General features: G+C 66.7%; 12 protein-coding genes. 9 read left to right on the top strand and 3 right to left on the bottom strand.

The genetic code is table 11. The features are described 5' to 3' along the window. Positions 1-42 precede the first annotated feature (42 nt). On the bottom strand, positions 43-1,332 hold the full coding sequence (hisD, locus tag RNZ50_24525; GenBank protein MDT8858141.1) for a histidinol dehydrogenase: 1,290 nt from the start codon (positions 1,330-1,332) through the stop codon (positions 43-45). Positions 1,333-1,465: 133 nt separating this feature from the next. Beyond that, the gene (locus RNZ50_24520; protein MDT8858140.1) at positions 1,466-2,245 is read right to left on the bottom strand and encodes a DeoR/GlpR family DNA-binding transcription regulator; all 780 of its coding nucleotides are present in this window, start codon (positions 2,243-2,245) and stop codon (positions 1,466-1,468) included. A 272-nt stretch (positions 2,246-2,517) separates the two neighbouring features. On the opposite strand from RNZ50_24520, the gene glpD reads away from it, so the two are divergent. The 9 genes from glpD (at position 2,518) to RNZ50_24475 (ending at position 12,809) form a co-directional block, all read left to right on the top strand. After that, positions 2,518-4,116: a glycerol-3-phosphate dehydrogenase gene (gene glpD, locus RNZ50_24515; protein ID MDT8858139.1), complete on the top strand. Its 1,599-nt coding sequence runs from the start codon at positions 2,518-2,520 to the stop codon at positions 4,114-4,116. A gap of 10 nt (positions 4,117-4,126) precedes the next feature. Next, positions 4,127-5,215: an ABC transporter ATP-binding protein gene (locus tag RNZ50_24510; GenBank protein ID MDT8858138.1), complete on the top strand. Its 1,089-nt coding sequence runs from the start codon at positions 4,127-4,129 to the stop codon at positions 5,213-5,215. Between the two features lie 8 nt (positions 5,216-5,223). Beyond that, positions 5,224-6,315: an ABC transporter ATP-binding protein gene (locus RNZ50_24505; protein MDT8858137.1), complete on the top strand. Its 1,092-nt coding sequence runs from the start codon at positions 5,224-5,226 to the stop codon at positions 6,313-6,315. Beyond that, entirely contained in the window at positions 6,315-7,187 is an 873-nt protein-coding gene (locus tag RNZ50_24500) for a sugar ABC transporter permease (GenBank protein ID MDT8858136.1), read from the top strand. The genes RNZ50_24505 and RNZ50_24500 overlap by 1 nt, the downstream gene beginning before the upstream one ends. Beyond that, positions 7,187-7,990 carry a carbohydrate ABC transporter permease gene (locus RNZ50_24495; protein ID MDT8858135.1) on the top strand — a complete coding sequence of 268 codons (804 nt, stop codon included), beginning with the start codon at positions 7,187-7,189 and terminating at the stop codon, positions 7,988-7,990. Before RNZ50_24500 ends, RNZ50_24495 begins: the two co-directional genes overlap by 1 nt. A 4-nt stretch (positions 7,991-7,994) precedes the next feature. Further along, a complete protein-coding gene (locus RNZ50_24490) occupies positions 7,995-8,267 on the top strand; it encodes a DUF2160 domain-containing protein (GenBank protein ID MDT8858134.1) in 273 nt (90 codons plus the stop codon). A gap of 49 nt (positions 8,268-8,316) precedes the next feature. Beyond that, the gene (locus tag RNZ50_24485) at positions 8,317-10,038 is read left to right on the top strand and encodes an ABC transporter substrate-binding protein (GenBank protein MDT8858133.1); all 1,722 of its coding nucleotides are present in this window, start codon (positions 8,317-8,319) and stop codon (positions 10,036-10,038) included. A 150-nt stretch (positions 10,039-10,188) separates the two neighbouring features. Further along, positions 10,189-11,673, top strand: a complete 1,485-nt coding sequence (glpK, locus tag RNZ50_24480) for a glycerol kinase GlpK (protein ID MDT8858132.1) — start codon at positions 10,189-10,191, stop codon at positions 11,671-11,673. Further along, positions 11,670-12,809, top strand: a complete 1,140-nt coding sequence (locus RNZ50_24475; protein MDT8858131.1) for an iron-containing alcohol dehydrogenase — start codon at positions 11,670-11,672, stop codon at positions 12,807-12,809. Before glpK ends, RNZ50_24475 begins: the two co-directional genes overlap by 4 nt. A 44-nt stretch (positions 12,810-12,853) precedes the next feature. Here the strand turns inward: RNZ50_24475 and RNZ50_24470 are convergent, their stop codons facing one another. Beyond that, positions 12,854-15,970, bottom strand: coding sequence for an efflux RND transporter permease subunit (locus RNZ50_24470; protein ID MDT8858130.1), 3,117 nt, complete (start codon positions 15,968-15,970; stop codon positions 12,854-12,856). Between the last annotated feature and the right edge of the window lie 3 nt (positions 15,971-15,973).

Here is a 15,973-nt window from a genome sequence, read left to right as displayed (position 1 = left end):
GGCGCGAGAGCGAATCACGCAAGATCCGGGCCGCGCGATTCGTCAGCCCCGCTGCAGCCGGTCCAGCCGGAGTTGCGCGGCGCGGCGGTGACCTTCCAGCCCCTCGGACGCGCTTTGCCGCGCGGCGGGCGGGGCCACGGCCTGCACACCCTGCGGCGTCAGCCACTGATGCGTCGCGATCTTCACATAGGCCCCGACCCACAGCCCCCCGGTATAGCGTCCCGCCGCCATGGTCGGCAGCGTGTGATTGGTGCCCGAGCATTTGTCGGAATAGACCACCGACGCCAGTTCGCCGATGAACAGCGAGCCGTAGTTGCGCAGCTTGCGCGAAAAGCCCATCGCGTCCAGCGTGTGAACCTGCAGATGCTCGGCGGCAATATGGTCGGAATAGGCGATCATCGTGGCCTCGTCGGCGCAGATGGCAATCTCTCCCTGGTCGCGCCACGCCGGGCCAGCCGTTGCGGCGGTGGACAGCGTGGCAAGCTGCGCCTCGACCTCGGCCCGAACGGCAGCGGCCAGCGGCGCATGGGTGGTGATCAGCCCGACCCTTGTTCGCACGTCGTGTTCCGCCTGCGCCAGCAGGTCGGTCGCGATCATCGCCGCGTCGCCGGTGGCATCGGCAAGGATGTAGATCTCGGACGGCCCGGCAAGCTGGTCGATTCCCACCGGGCCGAAAACCTGCCGCTTGGCCTCGTTCACGTAGGCGTTGCCCGGCCCGACGATCTTGTTCACCGGCGGCACGGTTTCGGTGCCATAGGCCATGGCGGCAATGGCCTGCGCGCCGCCGATGCGGAATATCCGGTCGGCGCCCGACAGGTGGCATCCTGCGATCATCGCGCGGTGTGCGTTGGGTGGCAGGCAGGCGATCACCTGATCCACTCCCGCCACCTTGGCCGGCACGATGGTCATGATCGGCGCCGACAGCAGCGGGAAGCGCCCGCCCGGCACATAGCAGCCCACGGTCTGGATCGGGATCACCCGATGCCCCATGAACACGCCGGGCAGCGGCTCCACCTCAAGCGGCAGGATTGTGGCAAGCTGGGCGGCGGCAAAGGCCTGCACGTTGGCAATGGCGAATTCGGTATCGGCGCGGGTCTGGGGGTCAAGCTCTGCCACCGCCGCCAGCCGGTCGGCCATCGACACCTCGAACGCCTCGGGGGCCACGCCGTCGAACCGTGCCGAAAAGGCGCGCACCGCAACGTCGCCCCGCTCGCGCACGGCGGTCAGGATCTCGGTGACCAGCCCCTCGATCGAGGCCATCCCCGTCCCGGAGCCTTGCGCGGGGGCCTTCAGCCAGGAAACACCGGGGAAGGCGGCGGGAGTCGATGTCATGGGGTTCATTCTTTCTGGTCTTTCAGGCGGGGTGCCGGGCTGCGTCCAGGGCAGCATGTCGCGGCCATGGCCCTGATTCTTGGGCATTTCGAACCGGAACCTGTCTGTTTCCGACCTGCGTCGGCAAAAAAGACTAGGCCGGGTTGCCGCGGGGGTCGGCCACATGCACCGCAGTGCCCCATTCGGCGCAGCGCCGCATCAGATCGCCCGGCAGGGCCGCGTCGGTGAACAGCGCGTCGATCTCGGCCAGCGAGGCCAGCCGCACCGGGGCAGAGCGGTCGATCTTCGACGCGTCGGTGACAAGATACGTCTTGCGCGATTGCCGGATGATCGCCTTCGACACCCGCACCTCGGCCAGATCGAAATCCAGCAGGTCGCCGTCTCGGTCCAGCGCCGAGGTGCCGATGATGGCGAAATCGACCTTGAACTGCTCGATGAACTCGGTCGTGAGGTCACCGACCAGCCCGCCATCCGACCGCCGCAACCCGCCCCCGGCCACCATGATCTCGCAGCTGTCATTGGCGACAAGGATGTTGGCGACGTTCATGTTGTTGGTCACCACGGTGATCTGGCGATGGTTCAGCAATTCGCGCGCCACCGCTTCGGTCGTGGTGCCAAGGTTCAGGATCATCGAACAGTTGTCGGGAATGGCCTGCGCGCAGCGCCGCCCGATGGCGGCCTTGGCGGCCTCGTTCATCCGGCGGCGTTCCTCGTAGCCGATGTTGCTGACGCCGGTGCGGAACACCGCGCCGCCATGCACCCGGTCCAGATGCCCGGCTTCGGCCAGGTCGGTCAGGTCGCGGCGGATGGTCTGCAAGGTGACGCCGAACCGTTCGGCCAGCACCTCGACCACGACACGGCCTTCGGACCGCGCAATTTCCAGAATCTCCACCTGCCGGAAACTGAGCGCCACCTGGTCCCCCGTCCTTGCCGTGTTGCCCCCAGTGCCACAGCCGCCCCGAAAAGTCATGCAAAGATTGCGCTTTCACCCGAAATCCCGACCCGCGTCGATGTGCGGTTTTGCTCGCACCTGCAGAAATTGACAATGCAGCGGCAGAATGACCGGCATCCATGATCAAAAACATTCGTTTATGCATAATTCGCCCAAAAACGAACATTTCCTTTGACAGGCGCCGCCAAAACGGGTGACCTCTGCCGCACGGCACGAATTGGGGGGAGACCAGCGTGAGCCCGACGGACGCAAGATCGGCCACGGTCGATCTTTTCATCATCGGCGGCGGGATCAACGGCTGCGGCATCGCCCGCGACGCGGCCGGGCGCGGGCTCAGGGTTGCGCTGGCGGAAATGGGCGATCTGGCGCAGGCCACCTCCAGCGCCTCGACCAAGCTGTTTCACGGCGGGCTGCGCTATCTGGAGTATTTCGAGTTCCGTCTGGTGCGCGAGGCGCTGCAGGAACGCGAAACCCTGCTGGTCGCCATGCCGCATATCAGCTGGCCGATGCGCTTCGTGCTGCCCTATCACGCCGACATGCGCTTCGAAGGGGCCACCCCGATGGCCCGGATGCTGGCGCGCCTGATGCCCTGGACCCGCGGCCGCCGCCCGGCCTGGCTGATCCGGCTGGGCCTGTTCCTTTACGACAACCTCGGCGGCCGCAAGATCCTGCCCGCCGCGCGCACGCTCGATCTGCGCCAGGATCCGGCCGGGCGGGCCTTGCAGCCCAGGTTCGAACATGCGTTCGAGTATTCCGATTGCTGGGTCGAGGATTCCCGCCTTGTGGTGCTGAATGCCCGCGACGCCGAGGCGCGCGGGGCACAGGTGATGGTGGGCACCCGCGTCACCTCTGCCACCCGCGAGTCGGGCCTGTGGCGCGTGGTCACCCAAGGCCCCGAGGGTCGCGCCGAGCATCTGGCCCGCGCGCTGGTCAATGCCGGCGGGCCGTGGGTCGAGGACATCATCCGCAACGTCGCGCGGATCAATTCGGCCGAAGGCGTGCGGCTGGTGCGCGGCAGCCATATCGTGACCCGTCGGCTGTTCGACCATGACCGCTGCTACTTCTTTCAGGGTGCCGATGGCCGGATCATCTTCGCCATTCCATACGAGCAGGATTTCACCCTGATCGGCACCACCGACCACGACCATCAGGGCGCGCCCGGAACGGCCGTCTGCACCGATGAGGAGCAGGACTATCTTTGCGCCTTCGCCTCGGACTACTTCGCCCGCCCAGTCACCCGCGCCGACATCGTGTGGACGTATTCCGGCGTGCGCCCGCTGTATAATGACGGCGCGAAATCGGCGACAGCGGCCACGCGCGACTATGTGCTGTCGCTGGACGGGAACGGCGCGCCGCTGCTGAACGTGTTCGGCGGCAAGATCACCACCTACCGGCGGCTGGCGGAAAGTGCGCTGGACAAGCTCGCCCCGTTCTTTCCGCAGGCCAAGGGGCCGTGGACGGCACGGGTGGCGATGCCCGGCGGTGACTTCCCGCACGACGGCGTGGCCGCGCTGACCGCCGCCTTGCGCACAGCCTATCCGTTTCTGACTGCCGCCTGGGCCGCGCGGCTGATCCGCGCCTATGGCACCGAGGCGCGTACCGTGCTGGGCGCGGCGGCCACGCAGGCCGACCTTGGCCGCGACTTCGGTGCCACCTTGACCGAATCCGAACTTCGTTGGCTGATGACCCGCGAATACGCACGTTGTGCCGCAGATGTGGTGTGGCGGCGCAGCAAGCTGGGGCTGCGGCTTGACGCCGACCAGATCGCAAGGATCGACGTCTGGATGTCGCAGGCGAAAATGCACGGGGCTGTCAGCCCCGCAGCGGAATAGGGGGGGCGGGATGGCGCTGGAATTCATCGGGGTCTCGCGGCAGGTCGAAGGGCGGATGCACATCCAGCCGACCGATCTGGTGCTGGAAGGCGGCACGATGAACGTGCTGCTGGGCCCCACCCTGTCTGGCAAGACCTCGCTGATGCGGCTGATGGCGGGGCTCGATGCGCCCACCACCGGGCGCATCCTGTGGAACGGTGCCGATGTCACCGGAATGCGCGTGCAGGGCCGCAAGGTGGCGATGGTCTACCAGCAGTTCATCAACTACCCGGCAATGACGGTTTACGACAACATCGCCTCGCCGCTGCGCCTGATGCGCAAGACCACAGCCGAGATCGACCGCGCGGTGCAGGCCACCGCCGAGATGCTGAAGCTGACCCCGATGCTGGGGCGCAAACCGCTGGAGCTTTCGGGCGGGCAGCAGCAGCGCTGCGCCCTGGCCCGCGCGCTGGTCAAGAACGCGGGCCTCGTGCTGCTGGACGAACCGCTGGCCAACCTCGACTACAAGCTGCGCGAGGAACTGCGCGCCGAGATTCCGCGCATTTTCGAGGCATCGGGCGCGATCTTCGTCTATGCCACCACCGAACCCGAAGAGGCGCTCCTGCTGGGCGGCCGCACCGCAACCCTGTGGGAGGGCCGCATCACCCAGTTCGGCCCGACGCCGCAGGTTTACCGCATGCCCACCGACGCCACCACGGCGCGGGTGTTTTCCGACCCGCCGATGAACTTCCTGTCGTGCTTCAAGCAGGGCCACCGGATGAATTTCGGCGATACCGCCAATGCGCCCGCCGACGGCCCTTTTGCCGCCCTGCCCGATGGCCGCTACACCGCCGGCTTCCGCGCCAACCATCTGGAACTGAACCGCCATTCCGGCGATGCGGTGCAGCTTTCCTGCCGCCTGGCGGTGACAGAGATCACCGGGTCCGAAACCTACCTGCACCTCGATCATGGCCCCGACCGCTGGGTGGGGCTGGTGCATGGGGTGCATGATCTGGCGCCGGGGTCGGCGCTGACCGTCTGGCTCGATCCGGCGCATGTCTATCTGTTCGACCAATCCGGCGCGCTGGTGGCACCCGCCGCCTACGCTTCGGCGGCATAGGGGGAACCATGGCACAGATCACCCTTGCGAAGCTGGCCCACACCTACATGACGCATCCGCGCGGCGAGATCGACTTTGCCCTGAAAGAGATGGATCACGTCTGGCAGGACGGCGGGGCCTATGCGCTGCTGGGCTCGTCCGGCTGCGGCAAGACCACCCTGCTGAACATCATCTCGGGCCTTGTGCGCCCCAGCCACGGCCGGGTGCTGTTTGGCGACACCGACGTGACCGACGCCCCCACCGCAGAGCGCAACATCGCGCAGGTCTTCCAGTTTCCCGTGGTCTACGACACCATGACGGTGCGCGACAACCTTGCCTTCCCGCTGCGCAACCGCGGCATGGATGCGGCCTACATCAAGGCCCGCGTGCAGCAGATCGCCGCGATGATCGGGATGGAGGCGCGGCTGAACCACAAGGCGCGCGGCCTGACCGCCGACGCCAAGCAGAAGATCAGCCTCGGCCGCGGCATGGTGCGCGAGGACGTGAACGCCATCCTGTTCGACGAACCGCTGACCGTGATCGACCCGCACATGAAATGGGAACTCCGCACCCAGTTGAAAAGCCTGCACCGCGAGTTCGGCCACACCATGATCTACGTCACCCACGACCAGACCGAGGCGCTGACCTTCGCCGACAAGGTGGTGGTGATGTATGACGGCCGCGTGGTGCAGATGGGCACGCCGGAGGAACTGTTCGAAACCCCCGCGCACACCTTTGTCGGCTATTTCATCGGCTCGCCGGGCATGAACCTGCTCGACGCCGAAATTGACGGGTCGCGCGCCATCGTGCAGGGCCATTCCGTCCCGCTGGGCGCAACCTATGCCGCGCAAAAGGGCCGCACCCAGATCGGCATCCGCCCCGAATTCGCCAGCCTGACCGATGAAGCGGGCCTCCCCATCACCCTGCGCCGCATCGAGGACGTCGGCCGCCACCGCATCCTGCGCGGCGAGGTGTTCGGCCAGCCCTTCAACCTGATCGCCCCCGAAGGCATGGCCATCGGTGCCGACCTTACCCGCGTCAGCTTTGCGCCGCAAAAGATCAACGTCTACGCCGACGACTGGCGCGTTGCCCCGAAATCGCAGCTGGAAAGGGCCGCCTGATGGACAAGACGCAGAACAACAAGGCGTGGTTCCTGGTGCTGCCGGTGCTGGTGCTGGTGGCGTTCTCGGCGGTGATTCCGCTGATGACGGTGGTCAACTACTCGGTGCAGGACACGTTCGGCAACAACCAGTTCTTCTGGGCCGGGCTGGAGTGGTTCGAGGAAATGATCGCCTCCGACCGCCTGCATCAGGCGCTGTGGCGGCAGTTCATGTTTTCCGGCATCATCCTGCTGATCGAGGTGCCTCTGGGCATCTTCATCGCGCTGAACATGCCCAAGAAAGGGTTCTGGGCCTCGGTCTGCCTTGTGCTGATGGCGCTGCCACTCTTGATCCCGTTCAACGTGGTCGGCACCATCTGGCAGATCTTCGGGCGGGTGGACATCGGTCTGCTGGGGCACACGCTGGCCGCGATGGGCATCAGCTACAACTACACCAACAATGCCTTTGACGCCTGGGCCACGGTGATCGTGATGGATGTCTGGCACTGGACTTCACTGGTCGCGTTGCTGGCCTATGCCGGGCTGCAATCCATCCCCGAGGCCTATTATCAGGCCGCCAAGATCGACCAGGCCAGCCGCCTGTCGGTGTTCCGCTTCATCGAGTTGCCCAAGATGCAGGGCGTGCTGCTGATCGCCGTCCTGCTGCGCTTCATGGACAGTTTCATGATCTACACCGAGCCTTTCGTCGTCACCGGCGGCGGCCCCGGCAACGCCACCACGTTCCTGTCGATCGACCTAGTGAAGATGGCGATCGGCCAGTTCGACCTCGGCCCCGCCGCCGCCTTCTCGATCATGTATTTCCTCGTGATCCTGCTGATTTCCTGGGTGTTCTACACCGTGATGACCAACCTCGACAAAAGGGACGGTGTCTGATGCGCATCAAGGGGTCCGCCATCGTCATGGGGCTTTACCTGCTGTTCCTGCTGGTGCCGATCTACTGGCTGGTGAACATGAGCCTGAAGACCAACACCGAAATCACCAGCAGCTTCACCCTGTTCCCCGCCAACCTGACCTTCGGCAACTACCGCACCATCCTGACCGACCCGTCGTGGTACATGGGTTACGTCAACTCGATCATCTACGTGGTGATGAACACGGTGATCTCGGTCTGCGTGGCGCTGCCCGCGGCCTACGCCTTCTCGCGCTACCGCTTCATGGGCGACAAGCATCTGTTCTTCTGGCTGCTGACCAACCGCATGGCGCCACCCGCGGTGTTCGCGCTGCCGTTCTTCCAGCTATATTCCTCGGTCGGCCTGTTCGACACCCACATCGCCGTGGCGCTGGCGCACTGCCTGTTCAACGTGCCGCTGGCGGTGTGGATATTGGAAGGCTTCATGCGCGGCGTGCCGAAGGAAATCGACGAGACCGCCTATATCGACGGCTATTCCTTCCCGCGCTTCTTCATCCGCATCTTCCTGCCGCTGATCGCCAGCGGCGTCGGCGTGGTGGCCTTCTTCTGCTTCATGTTCTCCTGGGTGGAACTGCTGCTGTCGCGCACCCTGACCAGCGTGAACGCCAAACCCATCGCCGCCACCATGACCCGCACCGTCTCGGCCTCGGGCATGGATTGGGGCGTGCTCGCCGCCGCCGGGGTGCTGACCATCATCCCCGGCGCATTGGTGATCTATTTCGTCCGAAACTACATCGCAAAGGGCTTTGCCCTGGGAAGGGTTTGACATCATGGCCTGGATGGCATGGACCACACCGACCGCGATCTTCTTCATCGTCATCGCGTGCCTGCTGGTGATCTTCACCTTCCTGGCGATCCGCTACCCCGAAACCCCCCGCACCGGCGTGCTGCGCATCGAGACGACGCGCGGCGACCGGCTGTTCATTTCGCTTCTGGGCTCGGCCTTTATCAACATCGGCTGGCTTGCCGCCTTCGGCGCTCCCCTGTGGGGGGCGCTGATCTGTTGCCTGATCTATGCCGTGGCGGTGTTCCGCTGGGTCTAGACCGGCAAACCTGACGTAATGCGTCCAACATCTCTGGGAGGAGACAACGATGAGACTACGCCACACATCAACCGCCATGGCGCTTGCGCTGATGGTGACAGGCGTGCCCGCCTGGGCCGACATCGAGGCGGCGAAAGCCTTTCTCGATGCCGAGGTCGGCGAAATGTCGTCGCTCGACCGGGCCGCGCAGGAAGCGGAAATGCAATGGTTCATCGACGCGGCCAAGCCCTTCGCCGGCATGGATATCAAGGTGGTGTCGGAAACCATCACCACGCATGAATACGAAGCCAAGGTGCTGGCCCCGGCCTTCACCGCCATCACCGGCATCAAGATCACCCATGATCTGATCGGCGAAGGCGACGTGGTGGAAAAGCTGCAGACGCAGATGCAGTCGGGCGAGAACATCTATGACGCCTACATCAACGACTCCGACCTGATCGGCACCCACTGGCGCTATCAGCAGGCCCGCAACCTGACCGACTGGATGGCGGGCGAAGGCGCCGCCGTCACCAACCCGAACCTCGATCTGGCCGACTTCATCGGCACCAAGTTCACCACCGCACCGGACGGCAAGCTTTACCAGCTTCCCGACCAGCAGTTCGCCAACCTCTACTGGTTCCGCCATGACTGGTTCAACGACCAGAAGACCAAGGACGACTTCCAGGCCAAGTACGGCTACGATCTGGGCGTGCCGCTGAACTGGTCGGCCTACGAGGACATCGCCGAATTCTTCACCGGCCGCGACATGTCCTACATGGGCGGGCCGACCAGCGTGTTCGGCAACATGGACTACGGCAAGAAAGACCCCTCGCTCGGCTGGCGCTACACCGATGCGTGGATGTCGATGGCCGGCATGGGTGATGTGGGCGAACCGAACGGCCTGCCGGTCGACGAATGGGGCATCCGCGTCGACGAGAATTCGCGCCCGGTCGGATCGTGCGTCGCGCGTGGCGGTGCCACCAACGACGCGGCGGCGGTCTATGCCGTGACCAAGGCGATCGAATGGCTGCAGAAATACTCGCCGCCCCAGGCTGCGGGCATGGTGTTCGGCGAGGCCGGTCCGGTTCCGGCCCAGGGCGAAGTGGCCCAGCAGATGTTCTGGTACACCGCCTTCACCGCCGACATGGTCAAACCCGGCCTGCCGGTGATGAACGAGGACGGCACGCCGAAATGGCGCATGGCCCCCTCGCCCCACGGCGCCTACTGGACCGAGGGCACCAAGGTCGGCTATCAGGACGTGGGCTCGTGGACGCTGATGAAATCGACCCCGGTGGACCGCGCCCAGGCCGCCTGGCTCTACGCGCAGTTCGTCACCTCGAAAACCGTGGACGTGAAGAAGGCCCATGTCGGCCTGACCTTCATCCGCGAGTCGACCATCCAGCACCAGAGCTTCACCGACCGCGCGCCGCAGCTTGGCGGGCTGGTGGAATTCTACCGCTCGCCCGCCCGGGTGGCCTGGTCTCCGACCGGCACCAACATCCCGGATTACCCGAAGCTGGCGCAGCTCTGGTGGCAGAACATCGGTGATGCGATGTCGGGCGACAAGACCCCGCAGGAAGCCCTCGACGCGCTCTGCGCCGAGCAGGAAAAGGTGCTGGAACGTCTGGAACGCGCCGGCGTGCAGGGCGACATCGGGCCGAAGATGAACGAAGCGAAAGACCCGCAGGAATGGCTCGACGCCCCCGGCGCGCCGGTGGCCAAGCTGGAAAACGAAAAGCCGCAGGGCGAAACCATCGCCTATGACGAACTGATCAAGTCCTGGCAGAACTGAGACCGGCGGGCGGGGTGAAAGACCCCGCCCGCCTTTCTTCTGTTCTCAAATATCCCCGCCGGAGGCTCCTGCGGTCGGGCCGGGAGCCTCCGGCGGGGATATTTGAAAAAAGATGAAACGCAGACGCACACGCAGGAACCGGACCACCACATGACGCATATCCTTGCCATAGATCAGGGCACGACCTCGTCCCGCGCCATCCTTTTCGACAGCGCGTTGCGGGTCGTGGCCATCGCGCAGGAGGAGTTTCCGCAGCATTTCCCCGCACCCGGCTGGGTCGAGCATGACCCGATCGACCTGTGGTCCACCGTTGCGGGCACGGCGCGCGGCGTGATCGAGAAGGCCGGGATCACCGCCGCCGACATCGTGGCGATCGGCATCACCAACCAGCGCGAAACCACCCTGATATGGGACCGCGCGACCGGCAAGCCGCTGCACAATGCCATCGTCTGGCAGGACCGCCGCACCGCCGACACCTGCACCGCCCTGCGCGACGCCGGGCACGAGGCTGACATCACCGCCCGCACCGGCCTGCTGCTCGACCCCTATTTCTCGGCCACCAAGGTGAAATGGCTGCTCGACCACGTTCCCGGCTCCCGGGCCCGCGCCGAACGGGGCGAACTGGCCTTCGGCACGGTCGACAGCTACCTGATCTGGCAGCTGACCGGCGGACGGGTCCATGCCACCGACGCCACCAACGCCGCCCGCACCATGCTTTACAACATCCGCGAGGGTCGTTGGGACGAAGGCATCTGCGCCCTGATGGGCATCCCGATGGCGCTGCTGCCCGAGGTGCGCGATTGCGCCGCCGACTATGGCCTGACCCGCGCCGACCTGTTCGGGCGCGAGATCCCGATCCTTGGCGTGGCGGGCGACCAGCAGGCCGCGACAGTGGGGCAGGCCTGTTTCAGCCCCGGCATGATGAAATCGACCTATGGAACGGGGTGTTTCGCGCTTCTGAACACCGGCGACCAGATGGTTGCCTCGAAAAGCCGCCTGCTGACCACCATCGCCTATCAGTTGAACGGGCGGCCTACCTATGCGCTGGAAGGCTCGATCTTCATTGCGGGCGCGGTGGTGCAATGGCTGCGCGACGGGCTGAAGATCATCCGAGAGGCGCGCGAGACGCAAGGGCTGGCCGAAGCCGCCGATCCGGCGCAGCCGGTCGTGCTGGTGCCCGCCTTCACCGGCCTTGGCGCGCCCTACTGGCAGCCGGACTGCCGTGGTGCGATCTACGGGCTGGCGCGCAACTCTGGCCCCGCCGAACTGGCCCGTGCCGCGCTGGAAAGCGTGGGCTACCAGACCCGCGACCTGCTGGAGGCGATGCAGGCCGACTGGGGCGCGCGGGCGGATGGCGTGCTGCGGGTGGATGGCGGCATGGCGGGCAGCGACTGGACGATGCAGTTCCTGTCCGACATCATCGGCGCCCCGGTCGACCGCCCGAAGGTGACCGAGACCACGGCCCTTGGCGCGGCCTGGCTGGCAGGAATGCAGGCCGGGATCTACCCGGGGCCGGAGGAGTTCGCCCGGATATGGGCGCTCGACCGCCGCTTCCTGCCGGAAATGGACGACGCCACCCGCACCGCGAAATACGCTCGCTGGGGCCGCGCCGTGCGGGCGACGATGTCGGTATGACCCCCTTCGGCATCACCGCCCCCGGGCGCATCCTGTTCGGCCGTGGCGAGGCCGCGAAGGCCCCCGGCCTGATTGCGGCCTACGGCTCGCGCGGCATCGTGGTGCATGGCGCCAACCCGGCGCGCGCTGCCTGGCTGGTGGAGTCGCTGGCGGCGCAGGGAGTCGCGGTGCTGGCGCTGCCCTGTGCCGCCGAGCCGACGCTAGCGGTGCTGGAAGATGCGGTGGCGCAGGCAAAGGCTTTCGGCGCGCACTGGGTCACGGGTCTTGGCGGCGGCGCGGCGCTCGATCTGGCCAAGGCCGTCGCCGCCCTCGCCCCCGCGCCCGGCGGTGCGATGGATCATCTGGAGGTGGTGGGCCGCGCCCTGCCCCTGACCGCCGCCCCCCTGCCCTTCATCGCCCTGCCGACCACGTCCGGCACCGGGGCTGAAGCCACGAAGAACGCCGTGATCGGCCTGCCCGACCACGGCCGCAAGGTCAGCCTGCGCGATGACCGGATGCTGGCCCGCATCGCCATCGTCGACCCGGCGCTGACCGACCATTGTTCCCGCGCCGTCACCCTGGCCTCGGGCCTCGATGCCGTCACGCAGGTGATCGAGCCCCATGTCTCGTGCCGCGCCACGCCGTTCACCGATGCGCTGACCCTGCCCGCCATCGGCCTGGGGCTGGCCGCCCTGATGCGCCTGATGCAGGCCGAAGACGCGGAGGCGCGGGACGATCTGGCCTGGGTCAGCCTGTCGGGCGGGCTGGCGCTGGCCAATGGCGGCCTTGGGGCGGTGCATGGTCTGGCCGGGGTGATCGGCGGGCTGACCGGGGCCGCGCATGGTGCGATCTGCGGCACCTTGCTGGGCGCTGTGCTTGCCGAAAACCGCAACGCGAGCGAAGGGCCGGCGCGTGACCGGTTGCAGCGGGTCTGCGAAACCCTCGCGCCGCCGCTGCAAACGACCCCCGGCGATGCGCCGGATGCCCTTGCCGCATGGGCGCGCGCGGCGGGCCTGCCCGGCCTTGCCGACCTCGGACTGGCGCGGGCCGATTTCGCACAGGTTGCCGAGGCGGCGCTGGCATCGTCTTCGATGAAGGGCAATCCGGTGCCGCTGGGCGTCGATGCCTTGATACGCATTCTCGAACGGTCTTGCTGACCGCTCAAGGGCGGGTCTTGCCCCTAAAGAGATACCGACCCGGTTCATTCCGCCGGACGGCCGGCCGACGCATCAGGTGGCGGCGGGAAACGGCGCGACACCCGCCGCCCCAGCGCATCGAGATAGGTCAGCGCCACCGGCACCACCACCAGCGTCAGCAGCGTTGACGAGATCAGCCCGCCGATCACCGCATGGGCCATCGGCGCGTTCTGGCCGCTGCCCTCGTGGATGTTCAGCGCCAGCGGCAACATGCCGAAGATCATCGCCAGCGTCGTCATGATGATCGGGCGGAAGCGGGTCGTCCCGGCCTCCAGCAGCGCGTCATAAAGGTTCATGCCCTCGCGCACCCGCTGGTTGGCATTGTCGACCAGCAGGATCGCGTTCTTGACCACCAGCCCCATCAGCATGATGAAACCGATCATCGAGAACATGTTCAGCGTCGATCCCCCGACCAGAAGGCCCAGCACCACCCCGATCAGCGACAGCGGCAGGGCGGCCATGATGGCGACAGGCTGCAGGAAGCTGCCGAACTGCGAGGCAAGCACCAGATAGATGAAGATCACCGCCAGCAGCAGCGCCGTGGCCGCCGTGGCCCCGGTTTCGGCCAGCCGCTTGGCATCGCCGCCGGTCGTGATGCGGTAGCCGGGGGGTTTGGGAATCTCGGCCATGGCGGCCTGCACCTCGGGCAGCACGTCGCCCAGCGCCTTGCCCGAGAGGTTGGCGGTGACAGTCACCGTCCGCGACAGGTCGGCGCGGGAAATCTCGGACGGGCCGAACGAATCCACCAGTTCGGCAACCCGGTCCAGCCGCACCAGCGCGTCGCCGCCGCTTTGCCGGATCGGCAGCGACCCCAGCACCGCGCGGTCGTTGCGCACTTCGGCGGGCAGTTGCACGTTGACGGTGAAGTTGCGCCCGTCCGGGGCCGTCCACTCGCCCACCGTCTGCCCGCCCAGCATCGGGCGCAGCGTGTCGCCGATCTGCGCCAGGCTGACGCCGAGGTCGCTGGCCGCATCGCGGTTGATCCGCACCCCCAGCACCGGCTGGGCGGCATCGAGGCTCGATGCCACGTCGGCCAGCCCGTCGATGGTGCGCAGGCGGCGCATCAGTTCGTCGGCCATCGGGCCCAGCGTGGTGAAGCTGTCGCCCGACAGGTTGATCTCGACCGGCGCCGAGACCGACCCCATCCCCCCCGCCGCGCCGACCGTGACGCTGATGCCCGGTATCTGCGCCAGCGCCTGCCGCACCGGCAGCGTCATGTCCTGCGGGCTGCGGTCGCGGTTGCCGGGGCTGACCATGGCGACCGCGATCACCGCCGTGTTCGCGCCGCTGTTGGACGAGCCGCTGTTGACGGTGGCATAGGTGCGGACAACCTCGGGGAACTCGCGCAGCACGCGGTCCACCTGCCGGATCTTGCCCGAGGTATAGGCCAGCGACGACCCGACCGGGGTTTCGATCTCGATCTGGAATTCGCTGTTGTCGACCGCCGGGGAAAACTCGGTCCCGACCAGCGGCACAAGGAAGAAGCTGCCGACAAACGCCGCGAGCGCAATCGCCAGCGTGGTCAGGCGGTGCCGCAGGCTCCAGCGCAGCACGTGGCGGTAACCCCGGCCCAGCGCCACGAAGAACCGGTCGAACTGCGCCACCGCCCGGCCCAGCGGCCCACGCTTTGCGTCGGGGTCGGCGGCCGGGTCGAACCACACGCTCGACAGCATCGGGTCCAGCGTGAAGGCGACGAACAGCGAAATCAGCACCGCCACCGAAACCGTGACGCCGAACTGCAGGAAGAAGCGCCCGATGATGCCTTCCATGAACGCCACCGGCAGGAACACCGCGACGATCGACAGCGTGGTGGCCAGCACCGCCAGCCCGATTTCCGCCGTGCCTTCCAGCGCCGCCTGCCGGTGCGACTTGCCCATGTGCAGGTGCCTCATGATGTTTTCGCGCACCACGATGGCATCGTCGATCAGCAACCCGATGGCCAGCGACAGCGCCAGCAGCGTCATGATGTTCAGCGTGAAGCCCAGCGCCCAGAGCACGGTCATCGTGCCGATCACCGAAATGGGCAGGGTCAGCCCGGTGATCACGGTCGAGCGCCACGAGTTGAGGAACAGGAACACGATCAGCGTCGCCAGTGCTGCGCCCTCGATCATCATGTTCTGCACGCCAAGGTAGCTTTCCTCGACCGGCTTTGCGTTGTCGCGCACGATGTCGATGGTCACGCCTTCGGGCAGGTCGTTGGCCACCAGTTCGGCCACCGCCGCGCGAACCTCGCGCGCCACGGCGACGGTGTTCGAGCCTTGGGTCTTGACCACATCGACCGCCAGCGCCTGCGCGCCGTCCAGCAGGGCCATGCTTGTCACCTCGGCCTGACCGTCCTCGATGGTGGCGACATCGCTCAGCCGCACCGGCTGCCCGCCGCGGCGAGCCACGATGATGTCAAGGAAATCGGCCGCCCGTTCGATCCGGCCCTCGACCTGGATCGACTGCACCACCCGCCCGGCCTCGATGGCCCCGGCGGGCAGGTTGCGGTTCTCGGCGGCCAGCGCCGCCGTCACCTCGCCCACGCCCACGCCGAACGCGTTCAGCCGGTCGGGGTCGATCAGGATGTTCAACTGCCGCGGCACCCCGCCCACCACTGACGCGCGCCCGACACCCTGAATCACCGACAGGCGCTGCACGATCACATCCTCGGTCAGCGCGGTCAGGTCGCGCGGCGCCAGATCGCCGCCACTGACTGCCAATGAGATCACCGGCAGTTCGGCGGGGTCGAAGCGCAGGATGGTCGGGTCTTCGGCATTGTCGGGGAAGGCAGCCTGAATGCCCGCCAGCCGGTCGCGCACGTCCTGCGCCGCATCCGACGACGCGATGTCCATGTCGAAGAAGATGATCACCAGCGCCTCGCCCGCGCGCGAGGTGGACCGGACGTTGTCGATGCCGCTGATGGTGTTGACCGCATCCTCGATCGGCTTGACCAGATCGGTCTCCACCGCCTCGGGCGAGGCGCCGGGGTAGGAAACCACCACCGCCACCACCGGAAAATCCACGTCCGGCAGTTGCTCGATCGCAAGCCGCTGGAACGAGAAGATGCCGAACACCATGATCGCCGCCATGATCATCGTGGCGAATACCGGCTGCGCTACGGAAATGCGGGTCAGGAACATGGC

The organism is Paracoccaceae bacterium Fryx2 (genome assembly GCA_032334235.1).
GTDB lineage: Bacteria > Pseudomonadota > Alphaproteobacteria > Rhodobacterales > Rhodobacteraceae > JAVSGI01.
Note: the sequence above shows the minus strand (reverse complement) of the source record. Positions and strands in the feature narration are given on the sequence as shown.

Excerpts from the sequence above, each read along its gene's own strand:
- RNZ50_24490 (MDT8858134.1), top strand. The coding sequence starts at position 7,995 with ATGGCCTGGATGGCATGGACCACACCGACCGCGATCTTCTTCATCGTC.
- RNZ50_24485 (MDT8858133.1), top strand. The coding sequence starts at position 8,317 with ATGAGACTACGCCACACATCAACCGCCATGGCGCTTGCGCTGATGGTG.
- glpK (MDT8858132.1), top strand. The coding sequence starts at position 10,189 with ATGACGCATATCCTTGCCATAGATCAGGGCACGACCTCGTCCCGCGCC.
- hisD (MDT8858141.1), bottom strand. The coding sequence starts at position 1,332 with ATGACATCGACTCCCGCCGCCTTCCCCGGTGTTTCCTGGCTGAAGGCC.
- RNZ50_24500 (MDT8858136.1), top strand. The coding sequence starts at position 6,315 with ATGGACAAGACGCAGAACAACAAGGCGTGGTTCCTGGTGCTGCCGGTG.
- RNZ50_24475 (MDT8858131.1), top strand. The coding sequence starts at position 11,670 with ATGACCCCCTTCGGCATCACCGCCCCCGGGCGCATCCTGTTCGGCCGT.
- RNZ50_24470 (MDT8858130.1), bottom strand. The coding sequence starts at position 15,970 with ATGTTCCTGACCCGCATTTCCGTAGCGCAGCCGGTATTCGCCACGATG.
- RNZ50_24505 (MDT8858137.1), top strand. The coding sequence starts at position 5,224 with ATGGCACAGATCACCCTTGCGAAGCTGGCCCACACCTACATGACGCAT.
- RNZ50_24495 (MDT8858135.1), top strand. The coding sequence starts at position 7,187 with ATGCGCATCAAGGGGTCCGCCATCGTCATGGGGCTTTACCTGCTGTTC.
- RNZ50_24510 (MDT8858138.1), top strand. The coding sequence starts at position 4,127 with ATGGCGCTGGAATTCATCGGGGTCTCGCGGCAGGTCGAAGGGCGGATG.